Origin of the sequence: Pelomonas baiyunensis, from assembly GCF_043555935.1 — a bacterium.
GTDB lineage: Bacteria > Pseudomonadota > Gammaproteobacteria > Burkholderiales > Burkholderiaceae_C > Pelomonas > Pelomonas baiyunensis.
In genome coordinates this window covers 380,418-396,298 of sequence record NZ_JBIGIB010000003.1, presented here as the reverse complement: position 1 = coordinate 396,298, position 15,881 = coordinate 380,418, and the positions used below count along the sequence as shown (strand labels likewise).

16 protein-coding genes are annotated in these 15,881 nt (G+C 70.0%); 8 read left to right on the top strand and 8 right to left on the bottom strand.

Annotated features, from left to right (window positions below):
• Positions 1 to 7 precede the first annotated feature (7 nt).
• Positions 8 to 694: a uracil-DNA glycosylase gene (locus ACG01O_RS12250; RefSeq protein WP_394384918.1), complete on the top strand. Its 687-nt coding sequence runs from the start codon at positions 8 to 10 to the stop codon at positions 692 to 694.
• A gap of 196 nt (positions 695 to 890) precedes the next feature.
• Positions 891 to 1,052: a hypothetical protein gene (locus tag ACG01O_RS12245; RefSeq protein ID WP_394384917.1), complete on the top strand. Its 162-nt coding sequence runs from the start codon at positions 891 to 893 to the stop codon at positions 1,050 to 1,052.
• 45 nt (positions 1,053 to 1,097) lie between these two features.
• Here the strand turns inward: ACG01O_RS12245 and ACG01O_RS12240 are convergent, their stop codons facing one another.
• Complete coding sequence (locus ACG01O_RS12240) at positions 1,098 to 2,030, bottom strand: LysR family transcriptional regulator (protein WP_394384915.1); 933 nt, start codon at positions 2,028 to 2,030, stop codon at positions 1,098 to 1,100.
• A gap of 127 nt (positions 2,031 to 2,157) precedes the next feature.
• Here ACG01O_RS12240 and ACG01O_RS12235 point away from each other — a divergent pair, with 127 nt between their 5' ends.
• From ACG01O_RS12235 to ACG01O_RS12220, 4 genes are all read left to right on the top strand, one after another.
• Entirely contained in the window at positions 2,158 to 2,943 is a 786-nt protein-coding gene (locus tag ACG01O_RS12235) for an alpha/beta hydrolase fold domain-containing protein (protein WP_394384913.1), read from the top strand.
• A gap of 19 nt (positions 2,944 to 2,962) precedes the next feature.
• Positions 2,963 to 4,171 (top strand): efflux RND transporter periplasmic adaptor subunit, encoded by a 1,209-nt coding sequence (locus ACG01O_RS12230; RefSeq protein ID WP_394384911.1) that lies wholly within the window; start codon positions 2,963 to 2,965, stop codon positions 4,169 to 4,171.
• 108 nt (positions 4,172 to 4,279) lie between these two features.
• Positions 4,280 to 7,504, top strand: coding sequence for an efflux RND transporter permease subunit (locus ACG01O_RS12225; protein ID WP_394384909.1), 3,225 nt, complete (start codon positions 4,280 to 4,282; stop codon positions 7,502 to 7,504).
• A 2-nt stretch (positions 7,505 to 7,506) separates the two neighbouring features.
• Positions 7,507 to 8,907, top strand: a complete 1,401-nt coding sequence (locus tag ACG01O_RS12220; protein ID WP_394384907.1) for an efflux transporter outer membrane subunit — start codon at positions 7,507 to 7,509, stop codon at positions 8,905 to 8,907.
• Here ACG01O_RS12220 and ACG01O_RS12215 read toward each other — a convergent pair.
• The 3 genes from ACG01O_RS12215 to ACG01O_RS12205 form a co-directional block, all read right to left on the bottom strand.
• Positions 8,888 to 9,562, bottom strand: coding sequence for a GNAT family N-acetyltransferase (locus ACG01O_RS12215; protein WP_394384905.1), 675 nt, complete (start codon positions 9,560 to 9,562; stop codon positions 8,888 to 8,890). The two genes, ACG01O_RS12220 and ACG01O_RS12215, sit on opposite strands and share 20 nt — an antisense overlap.
• On the bottom strand, positions 9,559 to 10,050 hold the full coding sequence (locus tag ACG01O_RS12210) for a MarR family winged helix-turn-helix transcriptional regulator (protein ID WP_394384903.1): 492 nt from the start codon (positions 10,048 to 10,050) through the stop codon (positions 9,559 to 9,561). Before ACG01O_RS12210 ends, ACG01O_RS12215 begins: the two co-directional genes overlap by 4 nt.
• A 155-nt stretch (positions 10,051 to 10,205) precedes the next feature.
• A complete protein-coding gene (locus ACG01O_RS12205) occupies positions 10,206 to 10,409 on the bottom strand; it encodes a hypothetical protein (RefSeq protein WP_394384901.1) in 204 nt (67 codons plus the stop codon).
• 168 nt (positions 10,410 to 10,577) lie between these two features.
• On the opposite strand from ACG01O_RS12205, the gene ACG01O_RS12200 reads away from it, so the two are divergent.
• A complete protein-coding gene (locus tag ACG01O_RS12200) occupies positions 10,578 to 11,138 on the top strand; it encodes a thymidine kinase (RefSeq protein WP_394384899.1) in 561 nt (186 codons plus the stop codon).
• Between the two features lie 117 nt (positions 11,139 to 11,255).
• Here the strand turns inward: ACG01O_RS12200 and ACG01O_RS12195 are convergent, their stop codons facing one another.
• Together ACG01O_RS12195 and ACG01O_RS12190 are read right to left on the bottom strand one after the other, a co-directional pair.
• Positions 11,256 to 11,492, bottom strand: coding sequence for a hypothetical protein (locus ACG01O_RS12195; RefSeq protein WP_056266878.1), 237 nt, complete (start codon positions 11,490 to 11,492; stop codon positions 11,256 to 11,258).
• A 95-nt stretch (positions 11,493 to 11,587) separates the two neighbouring features.
• Positions 11,588 to 12,388, bottom strand: a complete 801-nt coding sequence (locus ACG01O_RS12190; RefSeq protein ID WP_394384896.1) for an enoyl-CoA hydratase/isomerase family protein — start codon at positions 12,386 to 12,388, stop codon at positions 11,588 to 11,590.
• A gap of 62 nt (positions 12,389 to 12,450) precedes the next feature.
• Here ACG01O_RS12190 and ACG01O_RS12185 point away from each other — a divergent pair, with 62 nt between their 5' ends.
• Positions 12,451 to 14,115: an alkaline phosphatase family protein gene (locus tag ACG01O_RS12185; protein ID WP_394384894.1), complete on the top strand. Its 1,665-nt coding sequence runs from the start codon at positions 12,451 to 12,453 to the stop codon at positions 14,113 to 14,115.
• Here the strand turns inward: ACG01O_RS12185 and ACG01O_RS12180 are convergent.
• Together ACG01O_RS12180 and ACG01O_RS12175 are read right to left on the bottom strand one after the other, a co-directional pair.
• Positions 14,105 to 14,746, bottom strand: coding sequence for a PleD family two-component system response regulator (locus tag ACG01O_RS12180; RefSeq protein WP_394384893.1), 642 nt, complete (start codon positions 14,744 to 14,746; stop codon positions 14,105 to 14,107). The genes ACG01O_RS12185 and ACG01O_RS12180 overlap by 11 nt on opposite strands.
• Before the next feature lie 32 nt (positions 14,747 to 14,778).
• Positions 14,779 to 15,576, bottom strand: coding sequence for a head GIN domain-containing protein (locus tag ACG01O_RS12175; RefSeq protein ID WP_394384891.1), 798 nt, complete (start codon positions 15,574 to 15,576; stop codon positions 14,779 to 14,781).
• Between the last annotated feature and the right edge of the window lie 305 nt (positions 15,577 to 15,881).

Sequence of the window (15,881 nt, the reverse complement as noted above, 5' to 3'; positions counted from 1 at the left end):
CAACGACATGAAGCTGCCTCTCCAACTTCCCGACACCGACTGGCGCCCCGTCGTGGACGCCTGGGCGGCGTCGCCCGTCGGCCAGAAGCTGCTGGCCTACCTGGCCGAGCGCCATGCCGCCGGCGCCACCATCTACCCGCCCGAGCCGCTGCGCGCGTTGACGCTGACGCCGCTGTCGCAAACCCGCGTCGTCATCCTCGGCCAGGACCCGTACCACGGCCCCGGCCAAGCCGAGGGCCTGTCCTTCAGCGTGCCTGAGGGCGTGCCCTTTCCGCCCAGCCTGCGCAACATCTTCAAGGAGATCCAGCGCGACCTCGGCAAGCCCTTCCCGCCCACCGGCAGCCTGGTGCGTTGGGCCGAGGGCGGCACGCTGCTGCTCAATGCGGTGCTGACCGTGGAAGACGGCCAGGCGGCCAGCCACGCCGGCAAGGGTTGGGAGCAGCTGACCGACGCGCTCATTCGCACCGCGGCCGAAGACCCGGCGCCCAAGGTGTTCATGCTGTGGGGCAACTACGCGCAGGCCAAGGCGCCGCTGATCGACGCCGCCGGCCAAGGCCACCTGGTGCTCAAGGCGAACCACCCCTCGCCGCTGTCGGCGCTGAAGCCGCCGCGGCCCTTCATCGGCTGTGGGCATTTCTCCGAGGCCAAGGCCTGGCTGGAAGCGCGCGGGCGCGGGGCGCCGGCTCGAGGCTGAGGGGCTGAACGGGGCTGAGCGGTCACTTTTGCGGCCGCCTCTTCGGGCGCTTCGCGCGGTCGATTGTTCCGCCCGCAGCAACTCGCCGTTCTATGGCACCGGCTTTTTCTCCGGGCGCGCAATTCCTACAGTGACAACCTGTCGGCACACCCCGTCCCCATCGTGAGGGCGAAGGCGCCGGCCCAGGAGCGTCACCATGAACACCCCCCGATCCCTCTTCACCCTGATCACTGCCGCGACGGCCGTCACGGCGTTGGCGGCGGGCATGATGCTCGCGCTCAGCGCACCGGTCAGTGCCGACGAGCTCAGCCAGGCGGCGGTGGGCTCCAGCGCCATCACCGCTTGCGAGCCGGCCTGAGCCGCCCGAGTCGACCGACCCGTTCGCCCTGCCACCCGCGCGGCCTCAGGCCGCGCAACGCATCTTCAAGCCGCCAAGTGACTCGCGGCCGATCAACTCCACCACCCAGTCCACGAACACCCGCAGCTTGCTGCTGAGGTGGCGGTTGGGCGGGTACACCACATAGACCGGGATGGCTTCAGCATCCCAGTCCTCCAGCACGCGCACCAGCGCGCCGCTGCGCACCAGCGGCCCGGCCATGAAGCAGGTCAGCTGCATCACGCCCAGGTGGGCCAGGCCCGCATTCATGTAGGCGCTGGCGTCGTTCACGGCCAGCAGGTGGTTGCCCGCCACCTCCACGGTTTCCTCGCCCTTCACGAAGGTGTCGGACATCACCTTGCCCGTGCGCGCCGAGAAGTAGCCCACCATGCGGTGCGGCGCCTCCATCAGCTGGCTGGGGTGGGTGGGCGTGCCGTGCCGACGCAGGTACTCGGGCGTGGCACAGGTGATGAAGCGGAACTCGGCAATGCGCCGCGCCACCAGGCTTTGGTCGGTCAGCTCGCCGCCGCGGATCACGCAGTCGATGTTGTCGCTGATGAGGTCCACCGTGCGGTCACTCACGCCCAGCTCGATCTGGATGTCGGGGTACTTGGCGTAGAAGTCCGGCAGGTGGGGAATGATCATTTCGCGCCCCACCACGCCGGGCACGTCGATGCGGATGCGCCCGCGCGGCGTGACCCGCGCCTGGTTCATGCTGCCTTCCAGTTCCTCCAGGTCGCTCAGCAGGCGCGTGGCGCGCTCGTAGTAGGCCGCCCCGTCGGGCGTGACGGTGACCCGGCGCGTCGTGCGGTTCAGCAGCTTGGTGCGCAGGTGGGTTTCCAGCGTCTGGATCAGGCGCGTGACCGTGGCCTTGGGCAGGTCCAGCGAGTCGGCCGCCTTGGTGAAGGTGCCGGCCTCGACGACCCGGACATAGGCTTGCATCGCGGTGAGACGGTCCATGGCAGCTCCAGCGGGCCGTGAAAGGCCCCAAGACGAGAAGGGATGACTTCATTGTTCCACGCTAAGGAAAAGTGAGTCACTTTCTGGGGCGTTTATCCCTAAGGCGTCAATCTCTATCGTTCAGGCCATGGACAAGATCGCCACCCCTGCCACCGTTCGCCTCGGCCCCGCGCCGGGCCGCGTGGCCCAGATCTACAAGGCCCGCAGACCGCTGCAGGGACAGGACCGTGCCCTGCTGCTGTGGCTGCACGCCGGCTGCTTCACCGAGGGTTCGGCGGCCGACTCGCGGGACCGCAACGAGCTGCTGGCCGAGGCCGGCGCCGACGTGGTGGCCCTGGACTACCCCCTCGCGCCGGAGCACCCCTTCCCCACCGGTCTCACCGCCGCGTTCCAGGCCCTGCAGACGCTGGCGGCCAGGCCCGCCCTGCTGACCGGCTCGGCCCACACCGCGCTGTTCGTCGGCGGTGAAGAAGCCGGTGGCAACCTCGCCGCCGCCCTGGCGCTGATGGCGCGGGACCAACACGCCCCCGCGCTGGCCGGCCAGCTGCTCGTGTCACCCATGCTGGACCCGCAACTCGGCAGCGCCTCCATGCGCCAGGGCGAGTGCGGCGGCTGCGAGTGCCACTACGCCAAGGGCTGGAAGGCGTATCTGGGCGACTGCATCCGCGCCGACCACCCCTACGCCGCGCCACTGAATGCCACGCGCCTGGCCGGCCTGGCGCCCGCGTTGGTGCTGAGCGTGACGGGCCACCCGCTGAACGACGAGGCCCGCCGCTACGCCACCGCCCTGCGCGAACACGGCGGCCGTGCCCGCGACCTGACGCTGCCCACGCTGGCGCCGGAACACACGCTCAACCCCATCCACGACTTCCTGCGCGAGGCGGCCCGCCGCGCCTTGTCGCTGCCTGAATGACCCTCGGAGAGAACTCGAAATGAACACCCCCCCTCGCTTCAACCGCCGCCTCAGCTTGATCGCCGGCGCCACCGCGCTGGTGGCTGTCGCGGCCATCGGCTTCGGCCCCTTCAGCCACCCGGCCCAAGCCGACGCCGACGCCGGCCCCGCCGTGCCGCCCGCCACGCCGGTCTCCGTCGCCCAAGTCGTGCGCCAGGACGTGGCCGCCTGGAACGAGTTCTCCGGCCGCCTGGAAGCCGTGGACCGCGTGGACGTGCGGGCCCGCGTGTCGGGCGCCGTGCAGGCCGTGCACTTTCGCGAGGGCAGCCTCGTGAAGGCCGGCGACCTGCTCGTCACCATCGACCCCGCGCCCTACCAGGCCGAGGTGGCCCGCATGGAAGCGCAAGTCGCTGCGGCCCAGGCCCGCGTGATCTACTCGCAGAGCGAGGCCCAGCGCGCCAAGTCGCTGTGGGACGACCGCGCCGTGGCCAAGCGTGAGTTCGACGAGAAGGACAACGCGGCCCGCGAGTCCGCCGCCAACCTGCGTGCCGCCCAGGCCGCGCTGCAGACGGCCCAGCTGTCGCTGAGCTACACGCAAGTGCGCGCCCCGGTGGCCGGCCGCGTCGGCAAGATCGAGGTGACGACGGGCAACCTCGTCGCTGCGGGAGCAGGCGCGCCGGTGCTGACGACGCTGGTGTCGGTCAGCCCCATCTACGCCAGCTTCGACGCCGACGAGAAGATCGTCACCGGCGCTCTGGCCGCGCTGCCGGGGGACCGCCGCGGGCTGGAGAAGATCCCGGTCGAGATGGCCACCGGCAGCGATTCGCTCACCGGCCGCCTGCAGCTGGTGGACAACCAGGTGGACGCCAAGAGCGGCACGCTGCGCGTGCGCGCGGTGTTCGACAACAAGGACGGCCGCCTGATTCCGGGTCAGTTCGCCAAGCTGCGCATGGGCCAGGCCAGGAACGAACCCGCGCTGCTGGTGAACGAGCGCGCTGTGGGCACCGACCAGGACAAGCGTTTTGTCATCGTCGTCGGCACCGGCAACCAGGCCGAGTGGCGCCCGGTGACGCTCGGAGCCAGCGTGAACGGCCTGCGCGTGGTGACCAGCGGCCTGAAGGGCGGCGAGCGCATCGTCGTCGGTGGCGTGCAGCGGGTGCGACCGGGCTCGGTGCTCGCGCCCAAGGACGTCGCCATGGACGCCAAGCCCGAGCTGAGTGCCCAGCAGGCGGCCGCCAAAACCTCCTGATCCAAGAAGCCTAAACCCCACCCGCGAGCGCTGTCTGCGGGCCGGCATCACCGGCCTGCGGGGGGCGTGCTGTCGCCTGAAACCGCAGCGCTCGCGCCAGGAGCCCTCATGAATCTCTCCAAATTCTTCATCGACCGCCCGATCTTCGCGGGCGTGCTGTCGCTGCTGATCTTCATCGGCGGCCTGCTGTCGATCCGCGCGCTGCCGATCTCGGAATACCCCGACGTCGTGCCGCCCTCGGTCGTCGTGCGCGCCCAGTACCCCGGCGCCAACCCCAAGGTGATTGCTGAAACCGTGGCCACGCCGCTGGAAGAAGCCATCAACGGCGTCGAGGACATGCTCTACATGAGCAGCCAGGCCACCACCGACGGCCTGATGACGCTGACCGTCAGCTTCAAGCTCGGCACCGACCCCGACAAGGCCCAGCAGCTGGTGCAAAACCGCGTGAGCCAGGCCGAAGCGCGCCTGCCCGAAGAGGTCAAGCGCCTGGGCGTGACGACCGTCAAGAGCAGCCCCGACCTGACCATGGTCGTGCACCTGACCTCGCCCAACGGCCGCTACGACATGACCTACCTGCGCAACTACGCGCTGCTCAATGTGAAGGACCGCCTCGCGCGCATCCCGGGCGTGGGCCAGGTGCTGATGTTCGGTTCGGGCGACTACGCGATGCGCGTCTGGCTGGACCCGCAGAAGGTGGCCGAGCACGGCCTGTCGGCCAGCGACGTGGTGACCGCCATCCGCGGCCAGAACGTGCAGGCCGCCGCCGGCGTCGTCGGCGCTTCGCCCGGCCTGGCCGGTGTGGACCTGCAGCTGTCGGTCAACGCCCAGGGCCGGCTGCAGTCGGTCGAGGAGTTCGGCGACATCATCGTGAAGACCGGCGCGGGCGGTGCCGTCACGCGCCTGCGTGACCTGGGCCGCATCGAGCTGGGCGCCAGCGAATACGCGCTGCGCTCGCTGCTGGACAACAAGTCCGCCGTCGCCGTGCCCATCTTCCAGGCGCCTGGTGGCAATGCACTGGACATCTCCACCAACGTGCGCGCCGCGATGGCGGACCTGAAGACCGCCATGCCCGAAGGCGTGGACTACACCATCGTCTACGACCCGACGCAGTTCGTCCGTGCGTCCATCGAGTCGGTCATCCACACACTGCTGGAAGCCGTGGCGCTGGTGGTGCTGGTCGTCATCCTGTTCCTGCAGACCTGGCGCGCGTCCATCATTCCGCTGCTGGCCGTGCCGGTGTCCATCATCGGCACCTTCGCGGTGATGCACGGCTTCGGCTTCTCCATCAACGCGCTGAGCCTGTTCGGCCTGGTGCTGGCCATCGGCATCGTGGTGGACGACGCCATCGTGGTGGTCGAGAACGTGGAGCGCAACATCGCTGCCGGCCTCTCGCCACGGGACGCCACCTACCAGGCGATGCGCGAGGTCTCGGGCCCCATCATCGCCATCGCGCTGACGCTGATCTCGGTGTTCGTGCCGCTGGCATTCATCACCGGCCTGACCGGTCAGTTCTACAAGCAGTTCGCGCTGACCATCGCCATCTCGACGGTGATCTCGGCCATCAACTCGCTGACGCTCTCGCCGGCCCTGGCCGCGATGCTGCTGAAGGACCACCACGCACCGAAGGACGCGCTGACCCGCGCCATGGACCGCGTGCTGGGCGGCTTCTTCGGTCGCTTCAACCAGCTCTTCGCCAGCAGCTCCGAGAAGTACGGCGGCGGCGTGAAAGCGCTGATGTCGCGCAAGACGGTGATGATGGTCATCTACCTGGCCTTCGTCGCCACCACGGTGGGCCTGTTCAAGGCCGTGCCCGGCGGCTTCGTGCCGGGGCAGGACAAGCAGTACCTGATCGGCTTCGCCCAGCTGCCTGACGGCGCCACGCTGGACCGCACGGAAGACGTCATCCGCCGCATGACCGACATCACGCTCAAGACCCCGGGCGTGGAACACGCGGTGGCCTTCCCCGGCCTGTCGATCAACGGTTTCACCAACAGTTCCAGCTCGGGCATCGTGTTCGCGACCCTCAAGCCCTTTGAAGAGCGCAAGAGCAAAGACCTGTCCGCCGGCGCCATTGCCGGCCAGCTGAACGCGCAGTACGGCGCCATCGAAGACGCCTTCATCGTCATGTTCCCGCCGCCGCCCGTGCAGGGCCTGGGCACGACGGGCGGCTTCAAGCTGCAGCTGCAGGACCGCGGCGGCCTGGGCTACGAGGCGCTGGACGCAGCCACCAAGGCCTTCATGGCCAAGGCCTACAAGACGCCGGAACTGGCCGGTCTGTTCTCGAGCTACCAGGTCAACGTGCCGCAGCTGTTCGCTGACCTCGACCGCACCCGCGCCCGCCAGCTGGGCGTGGCCGTGACGGACGTGTTCGACACCATGCAGATCTACCTCGGCAGCCTGTACGTGAACGACTTCAACAAGTTCGGCCGCACCTACTCGGTCCGCGTGCAGGCGGATGCCGCCTACCGCGCCCGGGCCGAGGACATCGGCGCGCTGAAGGTGCGCTCGTCGTCGGGCGAGATGGTGCCGCTGTCGGCGCTGATGAAGGTGCAGCCCAGCTTCGGCCCGGAACGCGCCATGCGCTACAACGGCTTCCTGTCCGCCGACATCAACGGCGGCGCCGCGCCCGGCTTCTCGTCGGGCCAGGCGCAGGCCGCCGTGGAGCGCATTGCCGCCGAGACGCTGCCCCCGGGCATCGGCTACGAGTGGACCGACCTAACCTACCAGGAAAAGATCGCCGGCAACTCCGCCGTGTGGGTGTTCCCGCTGGCCATCCTGCTGGTGTTCCTGGTGCTGGCGGCGCAGTACGAGAGCTTGACGCTGCCCATCGCCATCCTGCTGATCGTGCCCATGGGCCTGTTGGCGGCGATGACCGGCGTGTGGCTCAGCCACGGCGACAACAACGTGTTCACGCAGATCGGCCTCATCGTGCTGGTGGGCCTGAGTGCGAAGAACGCGATCCTGATCGTCGAGTTCGCCCGCGAGCTGGAGTTCGCCGGCCGCACGCCGGTGCAGGCGGCGCTGGAGGCGGCACGGCTGCGGCTGCGGCCCATCCTGATGACCTCGATGGCCTTCGTGATGGGTGTGCTGCCGCTGGTGCTGAGCACCGGTGCCGGCGCCGAAATGCGCCAGGCCATGGGCGTGGCGGTGTTCGCCGGAATGATCGGCGTGACCTTCTTCGGCCTGTTCCTGACGCCGCTGTTCTACGTCATCGTGCGCCGCCTGACCGGCAACGCGCCCCTGCGCCACCACGGCGGCCAGACCGCCGCCCCGAGCGCGCCCGCCCCGCACCCGGCCCCCGTCATCGACGCCCTGCCGCAACGAGGAAAGTGATCATGAAAGCAACCCTGACTTCCCTGGTGGCCGCACTGGTGCTGGCCGGCTGCGCCTCGGTCGGCCGTGTCGACCCCGCCCAGCTGCCCCAGGCTCCGGCCACCTACAAGGCCCACACGGCCCAAGTCGCCAACGCCACGACTGCGCTGACCGCCAGCTGGTGGCAACCCTTTGCCGACCCGGTGCTGGACGACCTCGTCGCCCGCGCCATGGCCGCCAACACCAGCGTGCAGGCGGCGGCCAACCGGCTGGCGCAGGCCCGCGCCGCGCTGGGCTCGGCCCAGGCCGCACGCCTGCCGCAGCTGGGCGCCTCGGCCGGCGCCAGCCGCAGCACGCCCACGCCGGGCGCCCCCGGCGCCACGCAGTACAGCGCCGGCCTCAACCTGGCCTACGAGCTGGACCTGGGCGGCCGCCTGCTGCACGAGCGCAATGCCGCTGCACTCGACGTGCAGGCCCGCGAGCAGCTGCTGGCCGATGCCCGCCTGCTGGTGCAGGCCAACGTGGCCCGCGGGTATCTCGCGCTGCGGGCGCTGGATGCCGAGCGCGACCTCGTGCAGGGCACGGTCGCGGCCTACGCCGAGACCCTGGCGTTGACCGAGAAGCGCGCCCGCGCCGGTGACGTGGCCGACCTCGACCTGGCCCGCGTGCGCGCCGAGCTGGCCGCGAACGAGGCCGAAGCGCTGTCCCTGGACCGCCGCCGCGTGGAACTCGAAACCGCGCTGGCCGTGCTGCTGGGCGAGCCGGCCTCCAACTTCCGCCTGGCGCCCGTGACCTGGACGACCGCGCTGCCCGCCGTCCCGGCAGGCCTGCCCTCCGAACTGCTGCAACGCCGCCCGGATCTCGCCGCCGCCCGCAGCCAGCTCGAAGCCGCGCAGGCCCGCGTGGGCGAGGCCCGCGCCGCCTGGTGGCCCAGCCTCACGCTGACGGCGCAGGGCGGTGGCGTGTCCAGCGAACTGTCCAACCTGCTCAAGAGCGGCGCCAGCAGCTGGGGCGTGGGCCTGCTGGGTGCGCTGCCGCTGTTCGACGGCGGCCGGCGCGAGGCGGGCGTCAACGCCGCGCAGGCGCAGCTGGACGGCACCGCCATCGCGTTCCGCGAGCAGTTCCTGCTGGCGCTGAAGGACGTGGAAGACCAGCTCGGCGCACTGGCGCTGCTGCAGGCGCAAGGCGAGGCCAACGCCCGCGCGGTCAGCGCGGCCGGTCAGGCGCTGAAGCTGTCGGACGCGCGCTACCGCAACGGCTTGGTGAGCCAGCTGGAATTGCTGGACGCCCGCCGCAGCGAGCTCGCCAACCGGCGGGCCGCGCTGCAGGTGAAGTCGGCGCAGTACCAGGCGACGGTCGGCCTGATCCGCGCCCTGGGGGGCGGCTGGAGTGCCACCCCGGCGCTCACACTGGCAGGCGTTTGAGCACCGCGATGTTCAGGGTGGCCCGCGTGACGAAGCCCAGGCTTTCGTAGAGGGCGATGGCGGCGGTGTTGCTCGCCCAAGCGTGCAGAAAGGGCTGCTCGCCGCGGGCCTGCAGATCTGCCGTCACTGCCGCCGACAACCGCCGCGCCAGGCCCTGACCGCGGAAAGCCGGGTGAGTGCAGACGCCGCTCACCTCCACATGGCCGGGAAAGCGCATGCGCTGCCCGGCCATGGCCACCAGCCGCCCGTCGATGCGCAGGCCGACGAAGCGGCCCATGGTGTGAGTGCGCGGCAGGAAGGGCCCGGGCTCGGTCAGCGTGGCCAGGGCGAGCATGTCCGCCGCGTCCGCCTCGCCCAGCAGTTGGACATCCTCGTCGGGTGGCAGCAGCCGTTCGGCCAGCATCTGAACGCCCTGGGCCGCCTTGGCCACGCCCAGGCCGGTCGGCACGACGACGGGCGGCACCTGGGCGATGAAGACCGCGTCATCGCCCTCACCCACCAGGTCGGCCAGCGCAGCGAGGCTCTCCGCGCTGTCATCGAGCGCCGCGGCGAAACGGTTGATGTCCGGCTTGAAGCGCCGGGCCAGCGGGCCGCCTTCGGCCCAGTGGGGCTGATGCACCAGGCTGGCCCAGACGGGGTGATCCAGCGGCGTCATGCCCGGCCCCCGGCCTGCGTCACGCGGTGGTGCAGCGACCCCTCGGCCAACGCGTCCTCCAGCCCTGCCAGCTGGGCGAGCAGCGGGCCACTGAGCCCTTCGCAGGCCTGGGCCACGGCAGCCTCGATGGCCGGCCAGGCCTCTTGCCGGGCCCGATGCACCAGGTTGCGGCCTGCGCGGCTCAGCACGATGCGCCGCACGCGCCGGTCTCCCTCGACGGCGGCGGACTCGACCAGCCCATCCGCCTCCAGCCCACGCAATGATCGCGTGACGACGGGCTGGCTGACGCCCACCGCCTGGCTGAGCTCTCCCACGCTCAAGTCGCCCAGGCGGTCCAGCGCCGCCAGCAGCGGGAAGTAGGCCGCCGGCTGCTCGAAGCCATGCGCCGCCAGCACCGCCTGGGTCTGGGCCTGCAGCAGCTCGCCGATGCGGCGCAAGCGCGTGCCCAGGCTCAGGTGGCCCAGCTCCCTGACAACGTCCTGCACCATGGCGCTCCCCTCGGCATCAAATACATATCATGCTATGCATTTGATGCCGAGACGTCAACGCCAGGCCGGGGCGTCACGCCGCGGCTCACAGGGGGCATCGAAAGAAGGAGCCGTGCCGCCACGGCGGCGGCACGTCAGCCGGGGGCGTCAGCCGCTCAGGGCTCGGCCTTGCAATTGGGCTTGCAGACCACCTCGTTGCGACCGAGCAGCCGGATGGACTGCAGGCTGGCCGGCGCGCGGTGCTTGCCGCACTTGAAGCAGGAGCGGGTGTGGCCGCTGCCGAGGAAGGGCGATCCGCCCACTTTCGACGCATAGCGCAGGCCATCCTGGCGGACCGCGGTGACGGTGTCTTTGCTCATTCTTCAGACAGGTCGAGGCGAAAGGGACATTGACGCACGGCGAAAATGACAGCGCCATCTCGCAACCCCGCGGTTTCGGCTTGCAATCGATGCGCATCGGGGGCTTACCCGGCCCCGATCCGCGGGGTCGGGCTGCGGGGACAATGCCGCTCCGTTCCCGAGACCCCCATGGCCAAGCTCTTCTTCCGCTACGCCGCGATGAATGCCGGCAAATCCACCGCCCTGCTGCAGGTGGCCCACAACTACGAAGAACGCGGCCACCGCGTGCGGATCTTCACCGCGCGGCTGGACGACCGCTACGGCCATGGCTTTGTCACCTCGCGCCTCGGTCCGCAGCGGGAAGTCGAACAGTTCGACGCCACCACAGACTTCGTGGCCCTGATGGACGCCACGCCCGGCATCGCCTGCATCCTGGTGGACGAAGCGCAGTTCCTGTCCAAGCAACAAGTGCAGCAGCTGCACGAGATGGCCCACCTGCGCAACCTGCCGGCCATCTGCTACGGCCTGCGCACCGACTTCCAGGGCGAACTCTTCCCGGGCTCGGCCACGTTGCTGGCGCTGGCCGACGAGATGGACGAGATGAAAACCATCTGCGACTGCGGCCGCAAAGCCACCATGAACATGCGCGTGGACGCCCACAACCGCAAGGTGACCGAAGGCGCGCAGGTGGAAATCGGCGGCAACGCGCGCTACCGCTCGGTGTGCGGCCGCTGCTTCCGACAGGGGTGAGCACCCGCCAGGCCGCCCGCGACGCCGTGACGGCCGGGTGAACCGGCGGCTCCAAAAAAGCAAACGCCGCTGAGGATCACTCCCCAGCGGCGTTTTGGTTTGGACTGGCGTCGGCGGTTACTTGGCCGCGATCTGGGCGTCCAGTTCCTTGCAAGACGGCGAGCACACCGGCTGCGACTTGCCCAGCAACTTCTTGGACTTCAGCATCGCGCGGGGGCGATGCTTGCCGCAAAGGAAGCACGACATCGTGGCCGCGCCGAAGGAGGAAGTCGCCGCGAAAGGCGAGCCGGGAGCTTTGGAGCGGTAGCGCAGACCATCCGCTTCGATGGTGGTCTTGGTGGTTTCTTTGGCCACGCTGGTCCTGTCGAAGAGTGTTGTAAGGGTGACGCCGGGCAGGCGTTCGGGCCCCGTATTTTCCACGATGTCGCGCCCGGCTCAGCCTAGGGCTTTCAACACCCCTTGAAGTGAGCGGTTCGCTTCTGGGCCCAGGCCGCCTGGCCCTCGACCAGATCGGCCGAATCTCGGGCCCGGCGGATGTCGTCGGCCAACCGTGCGGCGTCCAGCTGCCCCGCCGCCAGCGCGTTGAGGTGCTGCTTCATCGGCAGCAGTGCGAGCGGCGCCATGCCGCTCAATGTGTCGGTCAGCTGTTGAATGGCGAGGTCCAGCTGCACCTCATCCGCCAGCAGTTCATCCAGAAAGCCGCAGGCCTGCAAGGCCGGTGCCTCGAGCGTTCGGCCCGCCAGCATGACCTGCTTGGCCGTGGCCAGCCCGAGCCGGCTGACCAAGCGCCGCAGGCCGCCGGCATAGAAGTGCAGGCCGATGCGCGCCGCCGGCACGAACATCTGCACCGCCGGCACGCCCAGGCGAAAGTCGCAGGCCAGCGCCAGGTCCGCCGCTCCGCCGTACACCCCGCCGTGCAGGCGGGCCACGGTGATGGGGCGCGCCGCCTCCAGGGCATCGGCCAGTTCGCCGAAGCGCGCACCGGCGTCGACCACACCGAGCGAGCCCAGGTCGAAGCCGCTGCAAAAGTACCGCCCCTCCCCTTGCAGCACCAGCACGCGCACCGCGAGGTCCGCCTGAACGGCCGCCAGGTGGGCGTGCAGGTGTTCCAGGTCATCGGCAGACAAGCGATTGGCTTGTTGGGGCCGCCGCAAGGTGATGCGCGCCACGGCACCGTGGATGTCGAGGCGCGGAGGCTGGCCGGTCGGCAGCGAAGGAGCGGGGGCAGGCGCGGTCAAGGCAGGCGGCATGGCTTTACAAGCCAGACATTGTGACGACGTAAGCTCGCGCACCCCGCTGTCACGAATCCGTCATGTTGACCACCCGACGCCACCTGCTGGGCCTGGCTTTGGCCAGCGCCCTCACCGCCTGCTCGACCACGCCGCCCCCGGCTTCCGCGCCCGCCCCTGCCACCCCAAATGCGCCGCCACTGGTGGTGCTGGTCGTCATCGACGGTCTGCCGATGCGGCAGGTCACCGGCTACCGCGACCAACTCGCGCCCGACGGCTTCGCGCGCTTCCTGGACCACGGCCGCTGGTTCTCGGACGCCCACTACGGCCACGGCCACACCGTCACGGCCGCAGGCCACTCGGTGATGCTCAGCGGCGCCTACCCGCAGCGCAGCGGCATCATCAGCAACGAATGGCGCGACCCCGCCACCGGCGCCCAGGTCTACAACACCGGCGACACGGCCTACCAGTACATCGACAGCCCCACGGCGCCTCTGTCGGGCACAAGCCCGCGCAACCTGAAGGTGGAAACGCTGGGCGACGTGCTGCGCACCCGCTCGCCAGCGTCCAAGGTCATCGGCATCTCGGGCAAAGACCGCGGCGCCATCCTGCCGGCCGGGCACAAGGGCACGGCCTACATGTACATGACAGAGACGGGCCGCTTCGCGTCCAGCACCTACTACATGCCCAGCCACCCGCAGTGGGTGACCGACTTCAACGCCGCCAAGCCGGCCGACAGCTTCTTCAAGAAGACCTGGGCCCCGCTGCTGCCCGAATCGGCCTACGCCCGCTCGGTGCCCGACGGCCAGACCTGGCAGGTGGCCAGCGGCAACGGGAACACGCTGCCCGCGGTGATCGGCGACAAGATGGACGGCCCGGGCCCGCGCTTTTACGGCAACCTGCTGGCCTCGCCCTTCGGTGACGAGCTGACGCTGGCCTTTGCCCGCGCGGCCATCACGAACGAGAAGCTCGGCCAGCGCGGAGTGACGGACATCCTGTCGGTGAGCCTGTCCAGCCACGACTACATCAACCACGCGTTCGGGCCCGAGTCCCGCCTGTCGCACGACCACCTGCTGCACCTGGACCGGCACCTGCAGGCCTTCTTCCAGCACCTGGACCGCACGGTGGGCGCCGGCAACTACGTGCTGGCCCTGACGGCCGACCACGGCTTCACCGACACGCCGGAGTGGGCCGCCACGCAAGGCCGCGACGCGGGCCGCTTCAACACCGCGCCGTCGCTGGCCGTGGTGAATGCGGCGTTGTCGGCCCGCTTCGGCGTGGACCGCCTTGCGCGGGACTTCTCCGCCTCCGGCCTGCTGCTGAATGAAGCGCTGGCGAACGAGAAAGGCTTGAAGTTCGCCGAAGTGCAAGCTGCCGCACGGGACGAACTGCTCAAGCTGCCCGGCGTGGCCGCCGTGTTCACGCGCGAGCAACTGCTGGGCTCGGACACCGCCACGCCCTACCTGGACGCCATGCGCAAGTCCTTCGACCCGACCCGCGCCGCGCAGCTGCAGATCGTGCTGAAGCGCCACTGGATCTTCAGCTACCGCCCCGGCGGCAGCACCCACGGCAGCCCGCACGACTACGACACGCACGTGCCGCTGCTGTTCTGGGGTCCGAGCCGCGTGGGTCAGGGTGAGATGAAGCAGCGCGTGGAAGTGGCTGACCTGGCCCCCACGCTCGCCGCCATCGCCGGGCTGCCCGCACCGGCCCAAGCCCAGGGTCGCGATCTGAAGCTCAAGCCCTAGCCAACAGCGTGCTGGCGGAGTCGCCCCAGGCGGCTTCGACCAGCGACACCGCGCCCAGCCGCTCACCCAGCGCAACGGCCTGGGCCGGCCCGGTGGACGGCAGGATCAGCAACAAGCGGCCATCGGCCAGACGTGCGCAACGGTCCTCGCCGCGGATGCGGCCCAGCAAAGCCTCGGTGTCGGTCGTGGCGGGCAACGTGGCCACCGACAACGGCCACGCCGAACTGTCGGCCAGCAGGGACTGCAGCAACTCCAGGCCCACCTGAGCGTCCAGCACCTGTCCGCCCGCCGGCCGTGGGCGGGCTTGGCCGGTGATGTCCATGCCGGTCACCGCCAAATGCCCATTCGGCAGGCGTTGCTCCACCCACCAGTAGCGGCGGCCGTCTCGCCAGGCTTGCTCGAACGCACGCGGCCCGGACCGGGCGCGCCGCTCCGGCGGCCCCACCGGGCCCAGTCCCTGCGCCTGGGCCGCGGCCCACAGGTCACTCCAGCTGGGCAGGGCCCCGGGGGCCATGCCCCAAGCCTCGCGGTAGGCGGCGTTCGCGCTTTGCACCTGGTCGTGCACATCGAACAGAGCCAGCAACACCGGCCCGCCCTGCAGCGTCTCCCACCAAAGCTTGTCGTCCGTCACGCCTCGATTCTGGGCCGAGGCTGCCCAAGCGCCTACCGGCGGTGAATCTCACCCGAGCCGCTGACGCTTTGGCGCAACTGCGGCCGGCCGGCATAGCTCAGGTCGCCCGAGCCGCTGAGCTGGGCGTCGAGCTGCTCCGTGACGCCCAAAGCCACGTCGCCCGAGCCATGCAGGCTGACCTTGGCCGCGCGGCCGGACAGCGCGCGCGCGTCCACATCGCCCGAGCCACTGAGCTGCCAGGTCTGCTGATCCGCGCGCCCCGCCACGTGCACGTCGCCAGACCCGCTGATGCTGACGCTGAAGTCCTTCACCTCCAACAACCCCAGGCGCACATCGCCCGAACCCACGACGCTCAGCGCCAGGGCATCGCCCTTGAAGCTGTCGACCGTCAAGTCGCCCGAGCCCTGGATCGCCACCGACTGCAGGCTGCGCGCGCTGACGCGCACCTGCGGTGCGGACCGGGTGACAAACCCCGCGTCGCGCTTGAGCCGAACCACCAGCGCGTCGCCCTCGACGACCGTGTCCACCAACGGCTCCACGTTGTCGTCGGCAACCACCGTGGCCTGGTCACTGGAACCCTGAGCCAGCTTCACGTCCAGCGGGCCGTCGATGCGCAGCTTGGTGAAGGTGGACAACGCGCGCACCTTTTCCACCTTGACGCCCGAGCCCCGCACCCGGTTCTTGCCGCTGCCGTACTCCATCGGGCCGGAAAAGCTGGCAGTCCAGCCATCGGCTTCCTTCTTGATGCGCAGGCGCCAGTCGTTGTCACCCGCCCACGCGCTGCCCGCGCACACCGATGCCGCACACACCCACAACAGCCAACGCTTCATGCCGATCTCCCGGTTTGTCGATGCCGCGCAGTGTCTGCAGTTCACGCCCGCGCCGCCGCCGCCGCGCGACAGACGGCAAAAACAGCGGCATGGGCCGCCGCCGGCCGCGATTCACGCCGCTGCCCGCCCAAAACCGCGGTGCTCAGCCCCTCCCCGACGCCCCCGAGCCACCCAATCAAGGGGGACCGCGCCACCCCTGAAAACTCGTTGTGTGGAACACTCCCCACCCAAACGACGCGACGCCCGATAAGATGCCGCGCACTGCCGTTACACAAGGAATTGCGCCCCATGCTGGTGCAATCCAC